General features: G+C 32.3%; 18 protein-coding genes. 12 read left to right on the top strand and 6 right to left on the bottom strand.

Annotated features, from left to right (window positions below):
* Genes ABNT22_RS18080 through ABNT22_RS18060 form a run of 5 tightly spaced genes read left to right on the top strand, consistent with a single transcriptional unit; the run spans position 1 to position 4,495 of the window.
* Positions 1-585 carry a nitroreductase gene (locus tag ABNT22_RS18080; RefSeq protein ID WP_348718129.1) on the top strand — a complete coding sequence of 195 codons (585 nt, stop codon included), beginning with the start codon at positions 1-3 and terminating at the stop codon, positions 583-585.
* 3 nt (positions 586-588) lie between these two features.
* Positions 589-1,695: a heparan-alpha-glucosaminide N-acetyltransferase domain-containing protein gene (locus ABNT22_RS18075; protein ID WP_348718128.1), complete on the top strand. Its 1,107-nt coding sequence runs from the start codon at positions 589-591 to the stop codon at positions 1,693-1,695.
* Positions 1,696-1,698: 3 nt separating this feature from the next.
* Entirely contained in the window at positions 1,699-2,748 is a 1,050-nt protein-coding gene (locus ABNT22_RS18070; protein ID WP_348718127.1) for an alpha/beta hydrolase, read from the top strand.
* Positions 2,732-3,556: a crotonase/enoyl-CoA hydratase family protein gene (locus tag ABNT22_RS18065; protein WP_348718126.1), complete on the top strand. Its 825-nt coding sequence runs from the start codon at positions 2,732-2,734 to the stop codon at positions 3,554-3,556. Before ABNT22_RS18070 ends, ABNT22_RS18065 begins: the two co-directional genes overlap by 17 nt.
* A gap of 21 nt (positions 3,557-3,577) precedes the next feature.
* Positions 3,578-4,495 (top strand): sterol desaturase family protein, encoded by a 918-nt coding sequence (locus tag ABNT22_RS18060; RefSeq protein ID WP_348718124.1) that lies wholly within the window; start codon positions 3,578-3,580, stop codon positions 4,493-4,495.
* 37 nt (positions 4,496-4,532) lie between these two features.
* Here ABNT22_RS18060 and ABNT22_RS18055 read toward each other — a convergent pair whose 3' ends face one another.
* From ABNT22_RS18055 to ABNT22_RS18030, 6 genes are all read right to left on the bottom strand, one after another.
* Complete coding sequence (locus tag ABNT22_RS18055) at positions 4,533-5,483, bottom strand: AraC family transcriptional regulator (RefSeq protein WP_348718122.1); 951 nt, start codon at positions 5,481-5,483, stop codon at positions 4,533-4,535.
* 43 nt (positions 5,484-5,526) lie between these two features.
* Complete coding sequence (locus ABNT22_RS18050) at positions 5,527-7,602, bottom strand: PepSY-associated TM helix domain-containing protein (protein WP_348718121.1); 2,076 nt, start codon at positions 7,600-7,602, stop codon at positions 5,527-5,529.
* Entirely contained in the window at positions 7,602-7,904 is a 303-nt protein-coding gene (locus ABNT22_RS18045) for a hypothetical protein (RefSeq protein WP_348718120.1), read from the bottom strand. The genes ABNT22_RS18050 and ABNT22_RS18045 overlap by 1 nt, the downstream gene beginning before the upstream one ends.
* Before the next feature lie 11 nt (positions 7,905-7,915).
* Positions 7,916-8,251 carry a hypothetical protein gene (locus ABNT22_RS18040; protein WP_348718119.1) on the bottom strand — a complete coding sequence of 112 codons (336 nt, stop codon included), beginning with the start codon at positions 8,249-8,251 and terminating at the stop codon, positions 7,916-7,918.
* A gap of 78 nt (positions 8,252-8,329) precedes the next feature.
* The gene (locus ABNT22_RS18035; protein WP_348718118.1) at positions 8,330-11,062 is read right to left on the bottom strand and encodes a TonB-dependent receptor; all 2,733 of its coding nucleotides are present in this window, start codon (positions 11,060-11,062) and stop codon (positions 8,330-8,332) included.
* A 229-nt stretch (positions 11,063-11,291) separates the two neighbouring features.
* Positions 11,292-13,697 (bottom strand): TonB-dependent receptor, encoded by a 2,406-nt coding sequence (locus ABNT22_RS18030; protein ID WP_348718117.1) that lies wholly within the window; start codon positions 13,695-13,697, stop codon positions 11,292-11,294.
* 328 nt (positions 13,698-14,025) lie between these two features.
* Here ABNT22_RS18030 and ABNT22_RS18025 point away from each other — a divergent pair, with 328 nt between their 5' ends.
* From ABNT22_RS18025 to ABNT22_RS17995, 7 genes are all read left to right on the top strand, one after another.
* Positions 14,026-15,183 (top strand): homogentisate 1,2-dioxygenase, encoded by a 1,158-nt coding sequence (locus tag ABNT22_RS18025; RefSeq protein ID WP_348718115.1) that lies wholly within the window; start codon positions 14,026-14,028, stop codon positions 15,181-15,183.
* A 20-nt stretch (positions 15,184-15,203) separates the two neighbouring features.
* A complete protein-coding gene (hppD, locus tag ABNT22_RS18020) occupies positions 15,204-16,364 on the top strand; it encodes a 4-hydroxyphenylpyruvate dioxygenase (RefSeq protein ID WP_348718114.1) in 1,161 nt (386 codons plus the stop codon).
* Between the two features lie 172 nt (positions 16,365-16,536).
* Positions 16,537-17,454 carry a tryptophan 2,3-dioxygenase family protein gene (locus tag ABNT22_RS18015; RefSeq protein WP_348718113.1) on the top strand — a complete coding sequence of 306 codons (918 nt, stop codon included), beginning with the start codon at positions 16,537-16,539 and terminating at the stop codon, positions 17,452-17,454.
* A 233-nt stretch (positions 17,455-17,687) separates the two neighbouring features.
* The gene (locus ABNT22_RS18010) at positions 17,688-18,467 is read left to right on the top strand and encodes a DUF3108 domain-containing protein (protein ID WP_348718112.1); all 780 of its coding nucleotides are present in this window, start codon (positions 17,688-17,690) and stop codon (positions 18,465-18,467) included.
* A gap of 96 nt (positions 18,468-18,563) precedes the next feature.
* Positions 18,564-19,844 (top strand): peptidoglycan DD-metalloendopeptidase family protein, encoded by a 1,281-nt coding sequence (locus ABNT22_RS18005; RefSeq protein ID WP_348718111.1) that lies wholly within the window; start codon positions 18,564-18,566, stop codon positions 19,842-19,844.
* A 9-nt stretch (positions 19,845-19,853) separates the two neighbouring features.
* Complete coding sequence (gene pgi / locus ABNT22_RS18000) at positions 19,854-21,425, top strand: glucose-6-phosphate isomerase (protein ID WP_348718110.1); 1,572 nt, start codon at positions 19,854-19,856, stop codon at positions 21,423-21,425.
* Positions 21,426-21,544: 119 nt separating this feature from the next.
* Positions 21,545-24,109: a TonB-dependent receptor gene (locus ABNT22_RS17995; RefSeq protein WP_348718109.1), complete on the top strand. Its 2,565-nt coding sequence runs from the start codon at positions 21,545-21,547 to the stop codon at positions 24,107-24,109.
* Positions 24,110-24,173: the final 64 nt, after the last annotated feature.

The following is a 24,173-nucleotide window of genomic DNA, read 5'->3' as shown; positions in this document are numbered from 1 at the left end:
ATGAACTTTCAGGAACTTACAAAAGTGATACAAGAACGTAAAAGTACCTATGCATACGATTACGCTCCAAGGAAAATTGATAAAGAAACTATAGAAAATGTAGTTACGAATGCATTATGGGCGCCAACACATATGGTTACACAACCTTGGCGTTTTGTAGTGTTGGATGGAAAACATCAAGAAGAATTGAGTCAGTTTATGGCATCATATTATAGAAAGTTGTATACAGAAAAACAATTTTCTAATGAACGATATGAAGCCACAAAAACCTATGCTAATAACGCCACATTAATCGCTATTGTTTTCGCGCCAAATAAAAAGGCCAAATTACCGGAATGGGAAGAGCTTGCTGCGGTTTCGTGTGCGGTACAAAATATGTGGTTAAGCTGTACATCTTTGGGCTTAGGGAGTTATTGGGATTCTTCTCCAGCAACGATAGCATATGGAAAAGAGCAAGTAAATCTAAAAGAAGGAGAACAATTTTTAGGCATCTTTTTTATGGGACATATAAAAGAAGATACCCCAGAAGTAAAAAGAAAAAGAAAGCCATTAACGAAGAAGTTAAGTTGGAATTTTAAAGAATAAAGAATGAATACAAAAAAAAGAATACTAGCTATTGATATGGCTAGAGGAATAAGTGTTTTATCTATGATTCCTGTGCATGTAATGATTGTGTATTCTACAATGGATACATGGAACAATACATTGATAGGAAAAATAGCTCAAGTAATGGAAAGAGGAACTCCAATGTTTTTAGTAGTAATGGGGTTTTCTTTTGTGTTTTCAAGTAAGTTAAGTATGACTAAAATATTTAAAAGAGGATTAGATATTTTGGCGAAAGGATACTTGCTGAATATTTTAAGGTTTGCTATTCCAATGTTGTTGTTTGGAGGTTTCCCAAGAGCATTTATAGAAGGGAATGGACTAACTGTTGGAGATTCTTACAATCTGTTATTTTTTACATTATTAGGAGATATTTTACAACTAGCAGGAATCTCACTAATTATCATGGGAATTATTATAAAGTTTATAAAAAACAAATACGCTGCTTTAATCTTAGCTTTGTTTATTGTATTCTTTTCGGGAGAATTAAGTGGTTATAGACCAGGAATTGTTGGATTAGATTATATCTGCGATTTATTATGGGGAAAAAACTATAATGTGTATTTCCCAGTTTTTCCATGGATGTCATTTATTTTAATGGGATTGTTTTTTGGAATGTGGTATCAAGAAAGTGGAAACAATGTTGTATTGACTTATAGAAGAATGCTTGTTTCGGGTATATTATCAATAGCTATTGGTGTGGCTTTATGTTATTATAATTATGATTATCATTTTGGAGACTATTATCACTTAGGACCAGGAGGTACAATTGCCTTAATTGGGGTTAACTTGTTCTTAGTGTGGTTTGGGCATATACTTGTTACTTATATACCTCATAATAAGATATACGATGTTATCTATTATTCAAGTAAGAATGTTACCTATTTTTATTTAATACAATGGGTGTTAGTGTACTGGGGAGTTTTAGTCTTTGGGTTTTCATCACAAACGAGTCAAATAAAATTACTTTCAATAATTATTGGTATTACTTTACTAACCTTCGGAATACTTTGGTTAAGAGAAAAAGGAATTTTGTTACTTAATCGAAAGAAAGAGATTTCATCAAAAGCTATCAAACAAGCAACTACTTAATTTATGAGATATATTACAATTGTGTTGCTGTTGTTTTTAGGCACCAAAAACTATGCACAAGCAAAACTAGCAGGAAGCTATGGATTAGATCCAGCAGTTCAAGAGTTTTTAGAGGCAATACATTCATATAACGGCTCCCCATTAGAAAAACTACCTTTAAATATAGGTAGACCCGCTATGGAGAATATGCAAAAGGATTCTACATTAACCTATGACAAAGTAAGTTTTACCAAAGCCATTTTTAAAGAAGAAAATAAAGAAGTGAATGTGGTAGTAGTAAAGCCAAAGAAAGCAAAGAAGCTATTACCAACATTAGTTTATTTCCATGGAGGAGGATGGGTGTTTAATAGTTTTGAAACTCATAAGCGACTAATGAGAGATATTGCATTAAAAGCTGAGGTAGCAATCGTTTTTGTTGAATATTCAAGAGCACCAGAAGCAAGTTATCCAGTTGCAAATGAAGAAGGATATACAGCTACATTATTTGTGTCGAAACACGGAAAAAAATACGGTTTAGACTCTAATAATATTATTGTTGGAGGTGATAGTGCAGGTGGTAATATGGCAACTGCTGTTACCATGATGGCAAAACGAAAAGGATTCCCTAAAATTCAAGGGCAGGTTTTACTCTATCCAGTAACCGATACTAATTTGAATACAAATTCTTACGAACGATTTTCTAAAGGACATTACTTAACTAGAGCCACTATGAAGTGGTTTTGGGATGTGTATACTCCTAAAAAGGAAACACAAATATTACCTACAGTAGCACCTTTAAAAGCAAGTTTAGAGGAACTTCAAAATTTACCTCAAACACTTTTAATTACTGCAGAATATGATGTGTTAAGAGACGAAGGAGAAGCTTATGCTAAAAAACTAAGAACAGCAGGAGTACCCGTGATTTCTACAAGGTATGGAGGAACAATACATGATTTTATAGTACTAAATCCATTGCGAGAGACGGTAGCCTCAAAGGCGGCTGTTGCACAAATATCAAGTTTTTTAAAAGAAAGTTATAAAAGAAAGAAAAAGAACAATGATAAAGAATTATAAAAATTTTGAAGTAGCCTATTATCCAGAGCATGAAATGGTGTTATGGAGAATAAAAACGAGTGGGGTTCCCAATTTTTCAATAGAAGTTTTAAAGGAGTTTCAAATTTTGTCGAAAGATATGCATATGATGTTTGCCGATAATAAATACCCGTTAAAGTATTTAGTTTCTGCATCTTCTCATGATGAGGTTTATAATATGGGTGGAGACTTACCTTTTTTCTATAAAAACATTAAAGAAAATAATAAAGAGGCACTTGCAGAGTATGCCGATTTATGCATTGAAGCTGTTTACAATATACACAATGCTTTTGGGCTCCCTGTATTAAGTATAGCATTGGTAGAAGGAAACGCTTATGGAGGAGGTTTTGAATGTGTAATGGCACATGACATCATTATAGCTAAAGAGTCTGCCCAATTTTGTTTACCAGAAAACAAGTTTCACCTTTTTCCAGGAATGGGGGCCTATAGTTTTTTGTGTAGAAAGATAAATCTTTCATCGGCAATGGATATTTTATATAGTGGAGATGTATACGATGCTAAGCAACTACAACAAAAAGGATTGATTAATATGGCTTTTAAGGAAGTAGCAGGTTTTGATGCTATTGTCCAATACATTTCTAAGAATAGCTTCCATTTTATCTACAATCATTACAAATGTTTAAAACGAGTATTTCCACTTCAAAAGGAAGAGCTGTTTGATATTACTAATATGTGGGTAGAAGCTTGTATGAGTATGGAAAAGGAGAGTCTAAGACGAATGGAATTAATAATTAATGCGCAATTGCGTAAAGAGAAATTACATAAGTAATACCTCGAAGAATTTTATATTATGGATTTATCATCAATTGAGAATATTATGGGGCAATTACAACATATGAGTGTAATTGTTTTAGCATTAATGCTTATTGAATGGGGAATATTGATTGCGACCAATTATGTAGAGCATAAAAAGGAAGGAGTAGTAAGTATAATATCATACTTAGTGCAAAGTATTCCATACTTTTTATTATCAAAAGTTATGATTGTAGGAACTATGTTTTTGCTGTATGAAAACAGGTTATTTGATTTAGGGTACCAATGGTATGTGTGGGTCTTAGCTTATTTGTTATATGATTTTACAGTATTTTTTATTCATTATTTAGGGCATAAAGTAAGGGTGTTGTGGTGCATTCATGGAGTACACCATACTGCAGAAGATATGAACTTAACGGTGGTCGCAAGAGGATCTGTTTTTGATGTGTTTTTTACCCCATTTAACTTTATTTGGTTACCAATTTTAGGATTTCATCCATTTATGATTTTTGTTATAGAGCCTGTTGCAAGATTGTATGCAACTCTAACGCATGTTAATGAGAAGGTGATAGGAAAGCAAAGATGGTTAGATAAAATTTTAATTACCCCCTCTGTTCATAGGGTACACCATGCAAAAAACCATATTTATTTGGATAGAAATTACGGAGAGACATTTAGTATTTGGGATCGCATTTTTAAAACTTTTCAGAAAGAATTAGACAATGAGAAAATAAGCTATGGAATTATGCACGATACATTGAATAGTGAGAGTTTTTCAGATGTTCAATTTCTAATGTGGAAAGAATTGTGGAATGATGTAAAAAAAGCACCAACCTTTTCTGATAAGATAAAGTATATGTTAAAACCACCAGGTTGGAATCATATTGATGGAGGAAAGATGGCAAAAGAATATAGAGATAAGGCTTGGTCAGAACGAAACAACAAATTAACATAGTAGATAAAAAAAGCCTCTTTTAAGAGGCTTTTTTTATCTAATTAAATGTTTTTCGATAAGCTTTCGGGGTCATTTTTTCGGCTTTTTTAAACGCTGCCGTAAAGTGCGTAGGGTTTTTATATCCAACAGTATCTGCGATCTCGTAGATGGGTTTACATGTATTTGCTAAAAGAAGTTTTGCTTTTTTTATTCTTAAGGCTAAACTATAATTGAAAATAGAAGAACCAAATATTTTTTTAAATTCTACTTTTAACACATTTTCATTTAGTAGGACCCTCCGGGAGAGTTGTTGTATCGTAATTTGTTGATGGATGTTTGATTGAATTATGGCTTCTGCTTTATATACTTTTTTTAATAGATTGTCAGATTGTTTGTGTTTAAAATTGAGTTGTTGATTTAATAACTCGAGTGTTTTAGATTCTAAAAAAAGACGTTTTAACAGTCCTTGTTGGGTATTACCTAAAACTTCAGTAACAATTTCTTCCATTTTAGAAGTCAATTGCATGGAAAAGCTTTTGTTTAATTTTTTTAAACCAGCTACTTCCTCCTTAAACAAAATTGGTTGTAATTGATGTTTGTTTATAAACTCATCATACATTCTAATTTTTATTTCTTTTACAGGGTTGTCTTTGTAAAAAATAAGTTTCCCTTGTACATCATTGGCGTAAACGAGATAACTTTCATTTTGTTCCAAAACAATGTCATTTTTAAGTTCAGAAACTCGTATAATTTTCTGTCCTTGAGTTAAAATAGATAATTCTAATGTATTAAAGTTGTGTTTTCCAGTAAAGAGTATATCCTCTTTAAATTGAGCATTGATAATGTTTATTAATAATCCATCGAAATAATAACTAATAACATTCCCTTTCCCAAAGGTCGTATTAATTAAATATGTAGATGTTTTTAACCCACATTCATTTGTTTTCGATTGTAGGGTTAAAATTTTTTTAAACTGCTCTGCTTCATTGTTCGCAATAGCAATTTCCATAAAGAAGGGTAATTAAGGAAAAAGAAAAATAAGCCTTGAAGGCTTATTTTTCTTTCGTCCAAGCATAAATATTTTTTACTAAGAATATACTTGCTATTGCTACAAGGGTAAGCATAAAAATTTCTGAAACATTTCCACTTTCATGTAAAATAGCTTCAATGAAATGATATACGTTATATAAGGCAGCAATACTAGCCCAAACTAATGAAGTTACTTTAAACCATTTTTTAGAAACTTCTAATGTTAATAGTCCGAAAAGTAAACACATTCCTTCAAATAAAATTCGATAAATATGATGTACTAATGGAGCTTCACCAGTGGCACCTTCCATTACTAATGTTTCATTATAATAGATGTTGAATAAACCGTACATATGATGTACTATCCATCCAATTCCTAAAAATATCCATAGTATTACAATCTTTGTTTTCATGGGTATATGATTTTTGTGTTTTGAGAGGTCTTCACTCTCGTTGTTGGTTAATTTTAAAGTTGATTTTTTAGCTTCTTCAGCTAATAAAGCTTTTCGGTTTTTATAATCTATAGGATGTTTGTCAAATGCACTTTGAGTTTGTACGTTTGGTTTTATTTTGAAATAAGCAAATAAGGCAATTAGTGAAAGAAATATCCATAGTAGATCTACTGATAAAATGTCAAACTGTTTTGCTTGATATGTATTCCAAATCCAATTGTTAGATACAACGCCATTAGAAATAGGAATTAAAAATCCTAAAATAGCTCCAGATAGTAAAGTAAATTTATTTGTAAAATAGTTATTTCTTTTAAATCTAAAGTAAATAGTAGCTATCAACCAAACTAGGAAAAACCAAGTATATAAAATACTCATTTTTTGAGTTTGGTAAGCCTCTGGTAACAGTTTTACAACTAAGAAGAAAAGTGCAATTACAGGGAATAGAGATAGACAAATAGCCATATAAATATGCCCTACTTTTGCAGTATATAATCGTTGTTTTAATGACATGCTCTTTTTATTTCGAGCCTCAATCCAAATTAAAACACCTGTAATAATTACAAAACAAGTAATTAAAGCTAAAATAAAGTAGATAACTTTGGTTGTTTTACCACCAAAATTACCAAAGTGTAAACGCCCCATTGATAATTGAATGTCATCAGTATATTTAGCGTTATTGGGATTTCTATTTATATTAGTTTTTTGAGTAGCGGTATCGTATATAATACTTCCTGAGCTTAAAAACCTTTTGTCCGTATTTAAAGCTCCTATAAGAAGATATTGCATATTAACACCTCCGTAATTTTTTATAATAAGGTATTCGGGGTTAAAGTGATCCCATTGAGCAGCATTTTTTTTAACAAAACTATTTATGCTAGGGATATCTTTTTCACTTTTAGCAACCCATTCAATAACTTTACGATCAGGACGTAAATCTTCCATTAGTTTATTCTGATCACCATTATATAAGAAATTAGCAGGAATCAAAACAAGAATACTCAAACAAAAGTAAGCTCCGGTAACGGCATAAATAAATTGAAAAGGTAGGCCGATAATTCCTAAGGCAGTATGAGCATCGGTCCAAACACGTTTTAAAACTACTTGAGGGTTGAATTGGTAAAAGTTTGATATAACTTTTTTCCAATGAACGATAACTCCTGTTATGATTGCAAAGAGGAAAAATAAAGAAACGAAACCGGCAAGATACACCCCAAATGTTGGAATTTGAGCAAAAAAGTGTAAACGATATAAGAACTCTCCTAAACTATATTTTTCAGTATAGGTAGCTGTTTTTGCTGAGTTAACATCTACAGAGAGATAGGTAAATCCCTTGGCTTCTGCAGGAACATTTAATGTGTCTTTAGCTGCATCCATTAGCACATAAATATTATCACTATTATGTCCTAAATTGAATCGAATGTCTCTGCTTGTAAGATGATTGTTTTCTGATAGTTTATTTAATAAAAAATCAAAGTCGATGTTTTCTCTAGCAATATTTTGCGAATGCTTTGCTTCTTCCCATGCTTCTATTTCATCTTTGAATAGAGCAAAAGCTCCTGCAAAAAATATCACATACAAAGCAACACTAATAACAATACCACTTACGGTATGGGTATTAAAAAATACATTGTAGTTTCTGTTACTCATTATACAAATGGATTTTGTTGATTTCCTAAATAATAAAAACCAAAAAGCACAATACTAATGGCTATGTATAATCCCCAAGCTTTCCATCCATTTTTAAAAAGAAATGGAATGATTAATAAGGTACACCATAAAATAAATGTGGTGTAGATAGAAGTAATAAGAACTTCTTTTGGATTGGGTAACCATAAGGCTAAACACATATGAAATAAAGCAGTAACAATATATCCTCCAATAATTCCTGCTGAAATTTTAGCAAATTGTTGAGAGGGAGACTTTGAAAGATGTTTTGGATTAGCAGGCACAGATATGATTTTTAAAGATTAGAGAGCAATTCTAGTACAAAAATTAAAACAAAGAGAATTATTAACTTTTTTCGATTAAAAATTCCTGTAGGAGCAAAAATGATTAATAAACTTAAAGCAATCATCAGTGCGATTAACCAGGTTAAAAAGCCACCCATTATGCCTAACATTAATAGTGCTAAAATTAGAGCTAGGATTAAAGAAATTACACCAATTATTTTAGATTGCTTAATGTTTGCTTGTAACCATTTATTAAGAGACGTATGATTATTTAATACAGCTTTTTTAGAGGTGTTATATAAGGCAAAAGTTCCTAAGAAAATAAATAAAACTATACTTGTAATCATTTGTTGTTTTGTTGAAATCACAAAACCCTAAACAAGTTTGTAAAGAGTTTTGTGATTGGTAATTCAAATTGATCTAAACTAAAACTTATAAGTTACAGAAGCTAAGTATGCTCTTGGAGCTTGTGCATTCACTGTACTCCATCCTTTATAATAAACTTCGTCAGTTAAGTTGTTTACTTTTAAGCCAACTCTAACCTTATCTGAGTTATAATACATACCAGCATTATAAACCACATAACTTGGTAATGTAAAAGTTCCTGAAATAGCATTGTTAATTGTTAAATGCTCAGAAGCACCATTGAATCCAGCTCCAATACCAAACTTTTCTAAGAAAGTTCCTTCTGGAAACTTATAATCGGTCCAAAAGTTATAGGTAGTTTGAGGACCTGCCTCTTCTGGTCTTCTTCCTTCTAATTCTGTTAAAGTTACACCAGTAACATTTCCTCTTACAGCTTTTTCACTATAAGCATCGGTAACTTTACTATCGTTATATGCATAAGAAGCTCTTATGTTTAATCCATTTATAGGATTTGCATTTAGTTCTAATTCAACTCCTTTACTAGTAACTTCTTTTAAATCAACCTGATTAGTTGTTAAAAAAGCCATAGGATCAGTAGTTGTAATATTATTTGCGATAATATGATAATATGAAGCTCCTAAGTCTAATCTATTGCTAAACAAACTTGTTTTTATACCACCCTCAAATTGATTTGCTTTTATAGGTTTAAAATTTGTTGTTGTACCATCTTGGTTAATTACAGGGTCTTTGTTAACAAATCCTGTTTGATAGTTACTAAAAACAGATAATTCATTAGGAATAATTTGATACACAATTCCGGCTTTTGGAGATAATGTTGTTTTCGTATAATTATCAGCACTAGTTGCGGTATTACCATCTTGATCAAAGTGATCTAAACGTAAACCTAAGTTAACCGTTAATTGAGGAGTTACATTTAATACATTCGAGATATATGCAGCATAGGTTTTAGAGTTTGTCTTAATATCCATAACAGGAACACTGTTAAATACATTCTCTAAATCTGTTCTTCTAATGTTGTAAGTAGCATCAGGAGTAAAGTATGGAGATTGAATATTCCCTTGAGGGCTTAAGAAAGCATCGAAATATGGGAAAACAGTTAATCCATTTCTTATTTGATCACCAACACCTTGTAAAAACGCAGCGGTTGTGTCGTCTATAGGAGCAAAAGCTTGTGGGTTATCTAAGAAGCCTAATACAGTTCCAAGATTTGAAGATGGAGATATTACAGGACTTCCATTTTGATTTCTGGAATGTTGAGATCTACTAACAAAGTCTAACCCTCCAACAAAACGGTTTCTTAAATCACCAACTTTAAAGTCTCCAATAAAGTTTTGTTGCAAATTGTAATTTGTAGCATTGGCGTTTCTTTTATCAAAGATTCTAGCAAAAGAAGGCGTTGCAGTTAAGTTTACAGCCTCATCAATTAATGGAGTAATTGTAGGCCCTAATACAGCATTTAAAGTAGGGTTTTGTAATAAAGCGCCTAAACCTCCGGCTACTTGTAATAAACCAGCAGCACCACCATCAATATTATATTGATAGAAACCTTTAGTTCTTGCATAACTACTAGCAAAAATTGTTTGAGAAGTCCAGTTGTCAGAAAGCTTATAATCAACAATAGATCTTGTATTGAAATTTAAACTGTTTAAAACAACATCATCAGAAGTGAAAGATTTCGACGGATCTACATTTAGCTCATCTACATTTGTTGGTACGTTTGGAGTTACTCCAAATGGAGCTAAAATAGCCGTTAATCTGTCTTTCCCTAATCTGTTTACAAATAACATTGAAGGGTTGGTTTGCGAAGTTTTCGCATATTCAAAACCAAACGAAATATTTAAGCGATCATTTATTTTATGGGTAATAGATGGGGCAACAAAGAAAGAATTTCTAAACCCAGCATCTTGGAAACTATTTTGTTTTAAATGAGTAGCATTTAATCTAAAGTAAGTTCTTTTATTTTCTGAAAGAGGTGTGTTAAAATCAACGGAAAACCTATTAAGTCCGAATGAACCAGCAGTGAAAGAAACACTTCCGCCCTTTCCTTTATAAGGTTTTTTAGTTACAATATTAATTAAACCTCCTAATGAAGTTGCTGTACTTCCAAATAAGGTTGCAGAAGGCCCCTTAACAACTTCGATCCTTTCTATGTAAGAAGGGTCTAGTGCACTTAAAGTAAAGCCAGGCATTCCATCAACTAGTTTTGGTTGTGTAGCGAAACCGCGTACAGAAAAATAACCAGTTCCTTCTCCTGGGGCTCTACCGGTAGCTTCCCATAACTTACTAATACCAGTAGAATTATTTAAAGCATCTTCTAGATTTGTTATAATTTGAGACTCTAATAAGTCTGATGTAATTGTGGAGTACACTTGTGAGTTTTCTAAGTCTCTTAATGGTAATTTAGACACATATGCGGTTTTTTTACGAGAAAATTTATTGTTTCTTGAAGTGATTTCAATCTCTTCTAATAGCTCATTTCCTTCGTTTAAAGTGATAGCAATATTTTGAACTGGTAAATTAACATTTACAAACTTAGTTTTATATCCAATATAAGATACTTCTAATGTTTGATTTCCAGTCGGAGCATTTTTGATTTCAAATTTCCCGTCGAAATTGGTTTGCCCTCCCTTTTCTGTTCCCTTAATAAGAATGTTTACTCCTACTAAAGGCTGGTTACTGTTATCAACAACAGTACCTGTTACAGAGCCACTTTGGGCTACTGCAGTTACCATAGCTATAAAAAACACTATGGTTGTCATAAATCTTTTCATTGTTTTAATTTAGATTTAATAAGATTAATAATTTAAAAAACGGCTCAAAGATATTTCACAAAAGCTTAAGAACAAAGCTTATTAAGATTTATTTTAAATAAAAATAAAGAAGATCTTAGTTTAAGATTTTATTGAGAAAAGTAAAGTGACTAGAAAATCAAAACTCTGGATAATTTATCCAGAGTTTTGGGTTAGTTGATTGAAATTCAGATAAATAATAGGTGTTTAATTAGAACTTGTACGTTAATGATCCGTAAAAAGCTCGTGGTTGTTGTGGTGTTACAGTACTCCACCCTTTAAAATAGGTTTCGTCTGTTAAATTGTTTACGTTTATGCTAGCTCTAAATAGATTGTTTTCATAATATATAGCAGCGTTAAATACCGTATATGCAGGAAGGATGAAATCTCCTGAGATTGGGTAATTTTCCATGGTGTTAAAATCGCTAGCCCCATTAAATCCACCAGAAACTCCAAAGTTCTTTAAAACTCCTGTGTCAAACTTATAATCGGCCCAGAAATTATAATTGAATTTGGCACCAGCTTCTCCGAATCTGTTACCAACAGTTGCAGGATTCGAAGGAGATTCTAATATCTCAGAATCATTGTAGCTAAATCCACCTCTAATATTTAATCCATTTATAGGACTAGCGTTTGCTTCAATTTCGATACCTTGACTTCTAACCTTTCCATCTTGTGTTTTAGTAGGTCCAAAACCAATAATTTTATCACTTACCAAAATGTTATAGTAACTAACAGTAGTTTCTAATTTATTGTTGAATAAATTTGTTTTAACTCCAGCTTCAAACTGATTTGCTCTTTCCAAATCAAATGATAGTAGCTGAGTTCCTGCAGCTGGATTACTTGGATCTACTAAAGTTAACTCTGGGTTTACGTAAGAGAATCCATTTTGATAGTTTGCAAAAACAGAAACTTTATTTAGTATCGGTTGATATACAACACCAAATTTCGGAGAGAAAGTTGATTTTGTATATGCTGTATCATCATCTAAAGGGTTGTTATCATCACCTTTATAATCAAAACGATCATAACGCACACCAGCCATTAATGATAGTTCTGGTAAAACGTTAACAACATTAGAAATATAGGCTCCGAAAATGTTTTGATTAACATCAGTGTCAACATTACCAGCATTGGCTAATACAGTATCAATATTTGCTTTGTTAATAGGTAAATTAGCAAAGCCAAAAGCAGCAGGAACTGGAATTACTTGACCCTGCGGGTTTACTACATGAATTCCTCTCCAATTAGAACTTTTGTCTATGGTTTGTGATTCTAAATAGTCTACACCAACAACAATTCTGTTTCTTACTTCTCCTATTTTAAAATCTCCAGTAAAGTTTTGTTGTAAATTAAGAGTGTTTGTTTCGGCGTCTGTATTTTGAGCATATAACCCAAACATGTCTGCTTGTAAATTATATAGGTAGGTATAGTAACCTTTAGATTTTGCGTTTCCTCCTGCAATAATGGTTTGAGATGACCAATTGTCTGTTATTTTATAGGCAATCTCTCCACGATAGTTTTGAGTAGGGTTCTTAATAGAAACATCATTATTGGTTAATGATAATTCTGTGTTGTAGTTTAGTTCTTCTATATTCCCAAATGTCAAAGGAGCTGCTCTATTCAAGAATAAAAAAACTTGATTAGTTTGGTCGGTAGAAGACAATTCGTAACTAACGTTTAAAGATAACTTGTTGTTTACCTGATATGAAATAGCTGGAGCTATAAAATGTGATTTCCTAAAACCAGCATCTTGAAAACTATCTTCAGATTGAAATCCTGCATTTAAGCGTAATGAGAATTTTTGACTTTCATCGGTAGTGTTAACATCTGCGGTTAACTTTCTAAAGCCAAATGAACCAGCTCCGATAGAGATGTTACCCCCCGTTCCTTTGAAAGGTTTTTTAGTAACAATATTGATTAATCCACCGTAAGAAGTAACAGTACTTCCGAATAAAGTAGCAGAAGGTCCTTTAATTACTTCTACGCGCTCAACATTAGAAGGATTGATAAAACCATTGGTAATTCCAGGCATACCATTTACCAGTTGAGGTTGAACAGAAAAACCTCTTACTGAATAATATCCAGCACCGTCACCACTTCTACCAGTTGAAGGCCATAACTGATCTACTCCAACTGCATTTTTTAGGGCATCAGAGAAATTAGTAACGTTTTGAGAAACTAAAAGTTGATTCGTAATTGTACTGTATACTTGAGAGTTTTCAATGTTTTTTAAAGGAAGCTTAGAAACATAGGCAGTTTTCTTTCTTGAAAACTTGTTTTTTCTGTCAGTATCAATTACTACTTCTTGTAATAATTCATTTCCTTCGAATAAGGTTATCAATAGATTTTGTTGAGGCGCTGTGACGTTAATTGTTTTCGTTTTGAAACCAACATAAGATATAACTAATGATTCTGCACCACCGGCATTTAAATTAGTGAATTCAAACTTTCCGTCAATATCGGTTTGAGTACCTATTTCGGAATTCTTAACTAGAATAGTTACCCCTACTAATGGGTTGTTATTGTTGTCAATGACTTTTCCACTTATTCTAGAATTTTGAGCTGTTATTGCCAAAGTAGTAAGTAGAAATATGGCTAGTAAAACTCTTTTCATTTGTTTTTATTTAGATTTGTTAAAAATAATTTAACTGCAAATGTATGGTATGAAAAACGGATTCACAATACTTATTTAGAATAAATTTAAATAATGTATTTTTTGAAAACGAATAAAATGAATTCCATTTTTAAAATCTGTATATTTGTAAGGCAACAACTAAATGCTTACACAATGTATTGGCTAGGTCTTTTAGCACATTTGAAGTTTATGATTAAGCGAAATCCTGAATAATGTTACTTAAGTGTTAAGTAGTATGGGATGGTACAATTTATTTACTAGAATAAATTGTAGCATCATTTTTATAAATTCATAAGTACATTAAAATATGCCTTTTTATCATAAATTAGGAAAAATACCACCTAAACGTCACACGCAGTTCCGTAAAGAAGACGGAAGTTTATATTACGAACAATTGTTTGGTACTATTGGTTTTGATGGAATGTCAACCAATTCTTATCACGAATTTAGACCAACAATGGTCAAAGAAATTCGTAAGCAATACTCAGTTGCTCCAAAAGTAGCCAAAGCCAATAATATACAATCATATCGCTTTAGAGGTTTTCAAGTACCTCCACAGAATGATTATTTAGAGAGTAGAAAAGTAGTTTTAACTAACTCAGATTGTAATATTATATTATCAGCTCCAAAAGAATCAACAAAAGATTATTTTTATAAAAATACAGATGCAGATGAGGTAATTTTTGTTCACAGAGGAACAGGGAAATTACGTACGATGTATGGAAATTTAGATTTTAAGTACGGAGACTATTTAGTAATTCCTCGAGGAATGATTTATAAATTAGATTTTGATACTGAAGAAAATCGTTTATTTATCGTAGAATCATATCGTCCTGTATATACTCCAAAGCGTTATCGTAACTGGTTTGGTCAATTATTAGAGCATTCTCCATTTTGTGAGCGAGACATTCGTAGACCAGAAGAACTAGAAACATATAATGAAAAAGGAGATTTTGTCATTAAAGTAAAAAAGCAAGATGAAATTATTGAAATGGTATATGCATCACATCCTTTTGATGTAGTAGGATACGATGGATATAATTATCCGTATGCTTTTTCAATCCATGATTTTGAGCCAATAACAGGTCGTATACATCAACCACCACCAGTGCATCAAACATTTGAAACAGACGCTTTTGTTATCTGTAGTTTTGTTCCAAGATTATACGATTATCATCCAAATGCCATTCCTGCACCATACAATCACAGTAATATAGATTCTGATGAAGTATTGTATTATGTAGATGGAGATTTCATGAGTAGAAATGATATTGATGCAGGTCATATTTCATTACATCCAGCAGGAATTCCACACGGACCACACCCAGGAGCAACAGAAAGAAGTATAGGAGAAACAGTTACTGAAGAATTAGCTGTAATGGTAGATACATTTAAGCCATTAAAGGTAACTGAAGAAGCAATGAAAATAGCAGACGAGGATTATTACAAATCTTGGTTAGAGTAACAAAAACAACAAACAACATCATGAGTAAAGAAATAAAATCAGTAAACTACGGTTTAGAAAAAATATTTGAAGGAGCACAAGACTTCTTACCACTTTTAGGAACAGATTATGTAGAGTTTTACGTAGGAAACGCAAAACAAGCAGCACATTTTTATAAAACAGCATTTGGATTTCAATCACACGCATATCGTGGATTAGAAACTGGTGCAACAGATTCAGTAAGTTATGTCTTAACACAAGACAAAATCAAATTAATGCTTACTACTCCATTAAATAGCAAGTCACCAATTAATGATCACATTGTAAAGCACGGTGATGGTGTGAAAATTGTTGCACTTTGGGTTGAGGATGCAAGACAAGCATATAAGGAAACTACTTCTCGTGGAGCTAAATCATATATGGAACCTACAGTAGAAACCGATGAACATGGAGAAGTTGTAAGAGCTGGAATCTATACGTACGGAGAAACAGTACATATGTTTGTAGAACGTAAAAATTATAATGGAGCTTTTTTACCAGGGTTTCAAAAATGGGAATCAGAATATAACCCACCAGCAGCAGGATTAAAATACATTGATCATATGGTTGGAAATGTTGGTTGGAACCAAATGGATGTTTGGGTAAAATGGTATGAAGATGTAATGGGGTTTGAAAACTTTTTATCATTTGATGATAAACAAATCCACACAGAGTATTCTGCATTAATGAGTAAGGTAATGTCTAATGGAAATGGTAGGATTAAATTCCCAATTAATGAGCCAGCCAAAGGGAAAAAACGTTCTCAAATTGAGGAGTATTTAGATTTTTATGAAGGAGCAGGCGTACAGCATATTGCAGTTGCTACTGACGATATCATCAAAACCGTAACTCAGCTACGTTCTAATGGTGTAGAGTTTTTATCAACTCCTCCAGAAGAGTATTACAAAGCAGTTCCAGGTAGATTAGAAGAATTTAGCCATGAGTTAAGAGAAGATATCGAAAAATTAAAAGCTTTAGGTATTATGATCGATGCAGATGAAGAAGGATATTTATTGCAAATTTTTACAAAACCAGTTGAAGATAGACCAACATTATTCTTTGAAATTATTCAAAGAATGGGAGCGCGTGGTTTTGGAGCAGGAAACTTTAAAGCACTCTTCGAATCAATTGAAAGAGAACAACAATTAAGAGGAACATTATAGGAATATAACTCAGTTAATAAAATCAAAAGCCAAGAATCAAAACATATATGTTGCGTTTCTTGGTTTTTAGGTATAAAAAATGGATCGATATTTAAATATAAAATCTCCCTTCTCGTAAACGTCACTTTAAAATTAGAAAGTGAATGTTATACCTATTTTAATAAACAAAACAATGAGTAAAGAAGAAATATTAAAATCAATAGAAAATAAATACGAAGAGTTAGGAGTACCAGTAGAAGCTATGTTAGAAGGATTACTTTGGAGTAAACCAATTACTTACTGGGATTATATACAAACCGATGCGCTTTTAGGATTACAAATACCAAGAACAACACAGCCAGATGAAATGGTGTTTATCATGTATCATCAGGTAAATGAATTGTTGTTTAAAATGATTCTTTGGGAAATAGATCAAGTGGCAAAATCTAATGACATATCTGCGGAAAAATTCACAAAACACTTAATGAGAATTAGCAGATATTTTGATGTTCTAAGTAGTTCTTTCTCCGTAATGGGAGAAGGAATGGACGTAGACCAATATTTAAAGTTTAGAAATACTTTAACTCCGGCAAGTGGATTTCAAAGTGCGCAATATAGAAAAATAGAATTTGCATCAACAGAGTTGATAAATTTAATAGATGCCCGATTTAGAGATACTATTGACAGAAGTTCGTCATTCAAGAATGCCTATGATCATTTATATTGGCAAGCTGCTGGAAAGAACTATTCTACTGGACAAAAGACAACCTTGTTAAAGTTGTTTGAAAAGAAATACATGGGTGAGTTTATTGATTTTATGGAAGACTATAATGATTGTAATCTTTCAAAAAAGTTTAAACAACTACCTAAAGAGGTGCAAGAAAATAAGGAATTAATTGAAGCGATGCGTCATTATGATTACACGGTTAATGTAAAATGGGTAATGGCACATTATAACGCTGCTGGTAAATATTTAGGAGGAGATGATACTGCTTTAGAAGCTACAGGAGGAAGTAATTGGAGAAAATACCTACATCCAAAGTATCAACGAAGAATTTTCTTTCCATATTTATGGACTGAAGAAGAACTAAAAAACTGGGGAACATTTTAATGTTAACGGAATAATAAGTTTAAAAAGAGGTTAGTTTTAACCTCTTTTTTTATTTTGGAATGGTAATTGTCTATCATATTTCATAAGTTTGGAAAGTATGAAAAGAACAATTGTAAATTTGAGTAGCTTCTTTTTAAGGAGAAACTAAAGTTTAAAATGTGAGAATGAGTAATTGGAAATATTTTCTGCTTTATGATAAACTTACATTTAGATTAATAATAAAATTTTAACCTGTGAAAAAAATAATAACCCTTATAGCTGTATTTATTTTTACGGTCAATGTAAAAGCTCAAGAAAAATCTACACCTGCATTTCAAGGAGGTGAATGGTTAAGATATAGAATGAGTTATAGTGGATTTTTAAAAGCTGGTACCGCAGAATTAAAACTAACAGAAGAAGAATTAAATGGAAAGAAAGTGTTGCATGCAAGAGGAACTGGATGGACCTCTGGTATGGTAAGCTGGTTTTTTAAAGTAGATGATGTTTACGAGAGTTATTTTGATGTAAATGAGGTAAAGCCTTATTTATTTAAAAGAAAAATTAATGAAGGAGGGTATAAGAAACATCGTCATACAACCTTTAATTATGAAAATCAAACTGCTTATATTCAAGATTTTTTAAAGCAAAAAGATACTACGGTTTCTATCAAGAGTCCGCAAGACATGATTTCTACCTTTTACTTTCTTAGAAATTATAATACGAAACAACTTAAAAAAGGAGAGGAAATTACGGTAGATATGTTTTTTGATAATAAAAGCTATCCTTTCAAACTACGTTTTTTAGGAAATGAAACACTAAAAACAAAATTCGGAAAAGTAAAAACTCAAAAATTCAGACCTTTGGTTCAAGCCGGTCGTGTGTTTAAGGAGCAGGAAAGTGTGACTGTTTGGATTACTGCAGACGCCAATAAAATTCCAGTAAAAATGAAAGCCTCTTTGGCTGTAGGCTCATTAAGAGCAGAATTAGAAGCATATAAAGGATTGGCAAATCCATTTCAAATAGTATTTGATTAATTATTAGTAAGTTGTTTACTTATTGTTAAAGTGTAAGAAGCAATCGCAATTATTTGTATTTTTGCTCGAACTACTAACAAAAAAATAACTTACTACTTGAAAAAAATAGCCCTCTTTTTATTTATAGTAGGCGCTTTTCTTTCGTGTAAAGAAGAAAAGAAAGAACCAGTTGTAGAACCTGTTAAAATTGAGGTTCCGGAGCCGGTATATGCTTATGGATTTAATTTAGACGATTATAAAGTAATCAATGATACCATAAAAAGTGGTGAGAGCTTTGGGGTAATTTTAGATCGCCACCATGTTATGTATCCTAAAATTAACGAAATAGCAACTAAGATTAAAGATACTTTTGATGTTAGAAGGGTAAGAACGGGTAAGCCCTATATGATATTAGCCTCTAAAGACACATTAGAGAAAGCACAAGTTTTTATTTACAAACACAATTTAGTCAATGCAACGGTAATTGATTTTAAAGATTCTATAATATCTGCTTATAAATATAAAGAGCCTGTAAAAATTGTTGAAAAAGAAATAGCGGGAGAAATAAATTCAAATTTATCGGTAACTATGGATAGTTTAGGATTACGACCTACACTTACCAATAGAGTGGCAGATATTTATGCATGGACTTTAGATTTTTATCGATTACAAAAAGGAGATAAATTTAAGCTGATTTTTGAAGAGCGATATATTAACGATACTACCCTAGTAGGGTATGGAAAAATAAAGGCAGCCATCTTTAATCATAAAGGAGAGGATTTACAAGCATACAGATTTACGGCAGATACCATAAAGAATATTGCTGAATATTACGATCAGGAAGGAAATATGCTTCGTCGAGCATTTTTAAAATCACCCATTAAATTTCAATACAGAATCTCCTCACGATATAATTTAAGACGTAGGATTAAACTGTATGGAAATCGTGTAAGACCACATAAAGGAACTGATTTTGCTGCTCCTTATGGCACTCCTATTATGACTACAGCAAGTGGTACTGTAGTGGAATCGAAAAGAAGAGGAGGAAATGGGAACTATGTCAAGGTAAAACATAATAGTACTTACTCTACTCAATATTTACATATGAAGAAAAGAAATGTGCGTGTAGGAGATTATGTAAAACAAGGAGATATTATAGGTTGGGTAGGAATGACAGGTAACACTAGTGGACCTCACGTTTGTTATCGTTTTTGGAAGTATGGTAGACAGGTAGATCCGTTTAGAGAAAAATTACCTGCAGCTGAACCTTTAGACCCAAAAATAAAACCTTCATATTTGGAATATATTAAACCTTTTAAAAATCAGTTAGATAGTATTCCTTTTCCAGAAAAAAAACCAATTATTAAGAAAGAGTTAGAAATTTTATCAACTCACTAAACTTTTAGTATGGCATTAAAAAATATCAATCCAACTCAAACCGATGCTTGGAAAAAGCTTGTTGAGCATTATCAAGAAGTATCAGAATCTATTCAATTAAAGAAATTGTTTAGAGAAGATGCGTGTAGGAAAGAAAACTTTAGTATTCAATTAAACGAACTAGAGCTTGACTATTCTAAAAACTTAGTAACAAATGAAACGATGAGTCTATTAAAAGACTTAGCAAATGAAGTTGATTTAGAAGATGCAATAGAAAAATATTTTTCTGGAGATATTATTAATGCAACAGAAGGAAGAGCGGTATTACATACTGCTTTGAGAAGTAATTCAGAAGAACCTATTTTAATAGATGGGAAGGATATTAAGCCAAAAATCCAAACAGCACTTCGTAAAATAAAAGCATTTACGAATAAAGTAACCTCTGGTAAGTGGAAAGGATATACTGGAAAGGCCATCACAGATGTTGTTAATATAGGTATAGGAGGATCAGATTTAGGACCTACAATGGTAGTGGATGCTCTTAAATATTATAAGAACAAACTAAATACGCATTTTGTTTCTAATGTTGATGGTGATCATGTAGCTGAAATTCTTAAAAAAGTAAATCCAGAAACTACATTATTCGTTGTTGTATCAAAAACATTTACAACACAAGAAACATTAACCAATGCAAATACCATTAGAGATTGGTTTTTAAAATCAGGTACTTTATTTGATGTACCTAAACACTTTGTTGCTGTTTCTACTAATTTAGATGCGGTTACTAATTTTGGTATCGATAAGAAGAATGTCTTTCCTATGTGGAATTGGGTAGGAGGAAGATTTTCATTGTGGTCTGCAGTAGGATTATCTATAGCATTAGCTGTAGGATTTGATAACTTTAAAGAATTGTTAAATGGAGCTGAAGAAATGGATAATCATTTTAAAACAGCATCTTTTGATAAAAACATTCCAGTATTGTTGGCCCTATTAAGTATTTGGTATAATAATTTTCACGATGCAGAGACCGAAGCGATTTTACCATATACACAATATTTAGAAAAACTTCCAGCTTATTTACAACAAGCTATTATGGAGAGTAATGGAAAAGGAGTAGATAGAAATGGTGAAGAAGTAACCTACCAAACAGGAAATATTGTTTGGGGTAGCTCTGGAACAAATATGCAACATGCCTTTATGCAATTGGTGCATCAAGGAACAAAATTAATTCCAGCAGACTTTATTGGTTTTAAAGAATCTCTGTATGGATATGAAGGACATCATAAAAAGCTAATGGCGAACTACTATGCTCAAATGGAAGCATTAGCCTATGGTAAAACTAAAGAAGAAGTTCATTTAGAATTAAAGACGTCTAACAATTTGGAAAAGGTAAATGATCTATTACCGTTTAAAGTGTTTAAGGGTAATAGACCTAGCAATGCTATTCTTTTTGAGAAACTTACACCAAAAACATTAGGAATGTTAATAGCCATGTACGAACATAAAATATTTGTGCAAGGAATTGTTTGGAATATATATTCGTACGATCAGTTCGGAGTAGAGCTGGGTAAGGAATTGGCTAATAAAATGTTATCAGCTTAGATTGAGTTTACATAGGGCTAATGTTAAGTTAACGTTAAAAAACTTAACATTAAGTTAATATTGGTTAACAATAAAAGCAAGAATTTTGCTGTCGCATTTAATAACTATTAAATTAAACAATGAAAAAACTTAACAATTTATTACTTGTAGCATTATTATTTATTTCTGCTGCAGTTTTAGGACAAACTAAGCTTTCAGGTGTTGTGGTTGATGATTTCGGTGAGCCATTACCAGGAGCTAATGTTTTAGAAAAAGGAACATCTAATGGTTCAGCTTCTGATTTTGACGGAAAGTTCATGTTGAACACAAACGCAACTTCAGGAACTTTAGTAGTTTCTTTTGTTGGTTACAAGACTAAAGAAGTAGCTTTTACTTCTGCAAATCCTAATGTTGGAACAATTCAATTAGAAGTTTCTAACTTATTAGATGAGATCGTTGTAACTGGAGGTGGTGTAATCGATTTAGCGGAGGATAGAAAAACTCCTATCGCTGTATCTACGATTAAGGCTTCTGAAATTCAAGCTAAATCAGGTGCTTGGGATTTACCAGAAATTTTAAAATCTACTCCATCTGTACAAAACATCAAAGCTGGTGGTTTTGGAGACGGTAGAATGTTTTTACGTGGTTTTGATCAAACAAACACTGCATTCTTATTAAACGGTCAGCCAATTAACAGTATGGAAGATGGTAGAATGTTCTGGTCTAACTGGTCTGGAGTTTTAGATGTATCTAGAGCTTTACAGGTTCAACGTGGTTTAGGATCTTCTAAATTAGCTATCTCTTCTGTTGGAGGTACAGTAAACATTGTAACTAAAACAATTGATAAGAAAGAAGGTGGTTTCATCAGACAAACTGTTGGAAACAACTCTTATACTAAAACTACTGCTTACTACTCAACTGGAGTTAGTGAAAAAGGATGGTCTTTTGCAGGGATGTTCGGTCACTGGCAAGGTGATGGATATGTTGATTTCACTCATGGTCAAGGACAAACTTACTTCTTATCTGTAGGTTACCAACCAAATGAAAATCATACATTCAATTTTATGATTACTGGAGCTCCACAATGGCACGCTGCTGCTGGTAGAGCTAGTATCGGAACGTTCTTAGATAACGGAATCCGTTTTAACAGCTGGAATAGAGATGATATCGATAGTCCTAATACTTTAGGAAACACAGGTAAATACCCTGGAGGACGTAACATTTACCACAAGCCAGTTGCTAACTTATCTTGGGATTACAAGATCAATGAATCTTCTTCATTATCTTCTGTATTATACGGATCTTTAGGTAGAGGTGCTTTTGCTTCTGTAACTAGAGACGGAATGAATAGCGAAACTTACGCTAGAGGTTCATTTAACAACCATGACTGGTTTGGATTAGTAACTAACTATGAAAACCAATTAAACGACAACTTAACTTTAAATGTTGGAGCTGACGTAAGAACTTATAACGGAGTTCACTTTAGAGGAGCTGTTGAATTATTCAACGGAGGATCTATTCAATTTAACGACCCAACTAGACCATGGGAGTACAACAGTTTTGTTGGAGAACCTTATACTATCGATAATGATTTTGGAGGAATTAGCCCATGGGGAATGTTATTCAACCCTAACAACGATAGAAGACAACGTTTAGATAGAGATTACGAAGAAGTAATTACTTACTACGGAGTATTCGGACAATTAGAGTATGCTGATGATAAGATTTCTGGATTTATTCAAGGAGCATTATCTAATCAAGATCACCAAAGAGAAGAGTTTTACTTCGTTTCTCAAGCTGGTGTTTCTGAAAAGTCAGAAAAAGTATCTAACATTGGATATAATATTAAAGGTGGTGGATCTTACCTTATCGCAGAGCAACACAAAGTATTCTTAAATGCTGGTTTCTACTCTCGTCAACCTTTCCACTCAGATTTATTTGTTAACGATAGAAACTCTAATGTTTTAGTAAATCCTGCAGTTGAAAACCAAGACGTATTAGGTTTAGAAGGAGGTTACCAATTTGGAAGCGAAAAAGTTGATATTAACTTAAACGTTTACTATACTAGATGGGGTAACAGAACTGACTTCTTCTCTTCAGGTACTCCTGAAACACCTTCATTCGTTTTAACTCAAAACAGAGGTGTAACTCAATTACATAAAGGTATCGAATTAGAAGTATTCACTAAGCCTTTCGAAGGATTAAGAGTAAATGGTTTTGCTTCTATTGGTGATTGGACTTTCGATGGAAACGCTACACAATCTACTTTCGATCAAAACGGTAATACAATTACTTCTAACGCAGTTGTAGATTTAGATGGTAAAGAAGTTGGAGGAGCTGCTCAAACTACTGCTGGACTTTTTGCTAGCTATAGAGTTTTACCTAGCTTAACTTTCGATGCAACTTGGAATTACTATGCAAGATTATTCTCTGAAGGAGATTTAGCATTAGAATTACCATCATATAATACTATGGATTTAGGTTTAAGCTTCAGACCACAGTTAAAAGAAAGAACTTTTATCAAAGGTGTTGAGTTTAGAGTAAACGTAGATAACGTATTAGATGAGTTATACTTAGAATCTTTAAACGGTAACGATGCAGCTTCAGCTAACCCAGCTGAAAACTGGAACGGAATCAATAGAAACAATCAAGGTCGTTTCGGATACGGAATTACTTGGAATGCGTCTATGAGATTAAACTTCTAAGACTCGTTTAGAAAATATATGAAACCACCTCGAATGAGGTGGTTTTTTTATGATTAAAATTCAG

Source organism: Tenacibaculum sp. 190130A14a (genome assembly GCF_964048965.1).
Taxonomy (GTDB): Bacteria; Bacteroidota; Bacteroidia; order Flavobacteriales; family Flavobacteriaceae; genus Polaribacter; species Polaribacter polynesiense.
This window is presented reverse-complemented; position numbering and strand designations above follow the sequence as displayed.

What these genes read in the sequence shown, in the direction of transcription:
- ABNT22_RS18070 (WP_348718127.1), top strand. Translation starts at nt 1,699, where the DNA reads ATGAGATATATTACAATTGTGTTGCTGTTGTTTTTAGGCACCAAAAAC.
- ABNT22_RS17995 (WP_348718109.1), top strand. Translation starts at nt 21,545, where the DNA reads ATGAAAAAACTTAACAATTTATTACTTGTAGCATTATTATTTATTTCT.
- ABNT22_RS18080 (WP_348718129.1), top strand. Translation starts at nt 1, where the DNA reads ATGAACTTTCAGGAACTTACAAAAGTGATACAAGAACGTAAAAGTACC.
- pgi (WP_348718110.1), top strand. Translation starts at nt 19,854, where the DNA reads ATGGCATTAAAAAATATCAATCCAACTCAAACCGATGCTTGGAAAAAG.
- ABNT22_RS18030 (WP_348718117.1), bottom strand. Translation starts at nt 13,697, where the DNA reads ATGAAAAGAGTTTTACTAGCCATATTTCTACTTACTACTTTGGCAATA.
- ABNT22_RS18040 (WP_348718119.1), bottom strand. Translation starts at nt 8,251, where the DNA reads ATGATTACAAGTATAGTTTTATTTATTTTCTTAGGAACTTTTGCCTTA.
- ABNT22_RS18055 (WP_348718122.1), bottom strand. Translation starts at nt 5,483, where the DNA reads ATGGAAATTGCTATTGCGAACAATGAAGCAGAGCAGTTTAAAAAAATT.
- hppD (WP_348718114.1), top strand. Translation starts at nt 15,204, where the DNA reads ATGAGTAAAGAAATAAAATCAGTAAACTACGGTTTAGAAAAAATATTT.
- ABNT22_RS18050 (WP_348718121.1), bottom strand. Translation starts at nt 7,602, where the DNA reads ATGAGTAACAGAAACTACAATGTATTTTTTAATACCCATACCGTAAGT.
- ABNT22_RS18035 (WP_348718118.1), bottom strand. Translation starts at nt 11,062, where the DNA reads ATGAAAAGATTTATGACAACCATAGTGTTTTTTATAGCTATGGTAACT.
- ABNT22_RS18060 (WP_348718124.1), top strand. Translation starts at nt 3,578, where the DNA reads ATGGATTTATCATCAATTGAGAATATTATGGGGCAATTACAACATATG.
- ABNT22_RS18075 (WP_348718128.1), top strand. Translation starts at nt 589, where the DNA reads ATGAATACAAAAAAAAGAATACTAGCTATTGATATGGCTAGAGGAATA.
- ABNT22_RS18025 (WP_348718115.1), top strand. Translation starts at nt 14,026, where the DNA reads ATGCCTTTTTATCATAAATTAGGAAAAATACCACCTAAACGTCACACG.
- ABNT22_RS18015 (WP_348718113.1), top strand. Translation starts at nt 16,537, where the DNA reads ATGAGTAAAGAAGAAATATTAAAATCAATAGAAAATAAATACGAAGAG.
- ABNT22_RS18065 (WP_348718126.1), top strand. Translation starts at nt 2,732, where the DNA reads ATGATAAAGAATTATAAAAATTTTGAAGTAGCCTATTATCCAGAGCAT.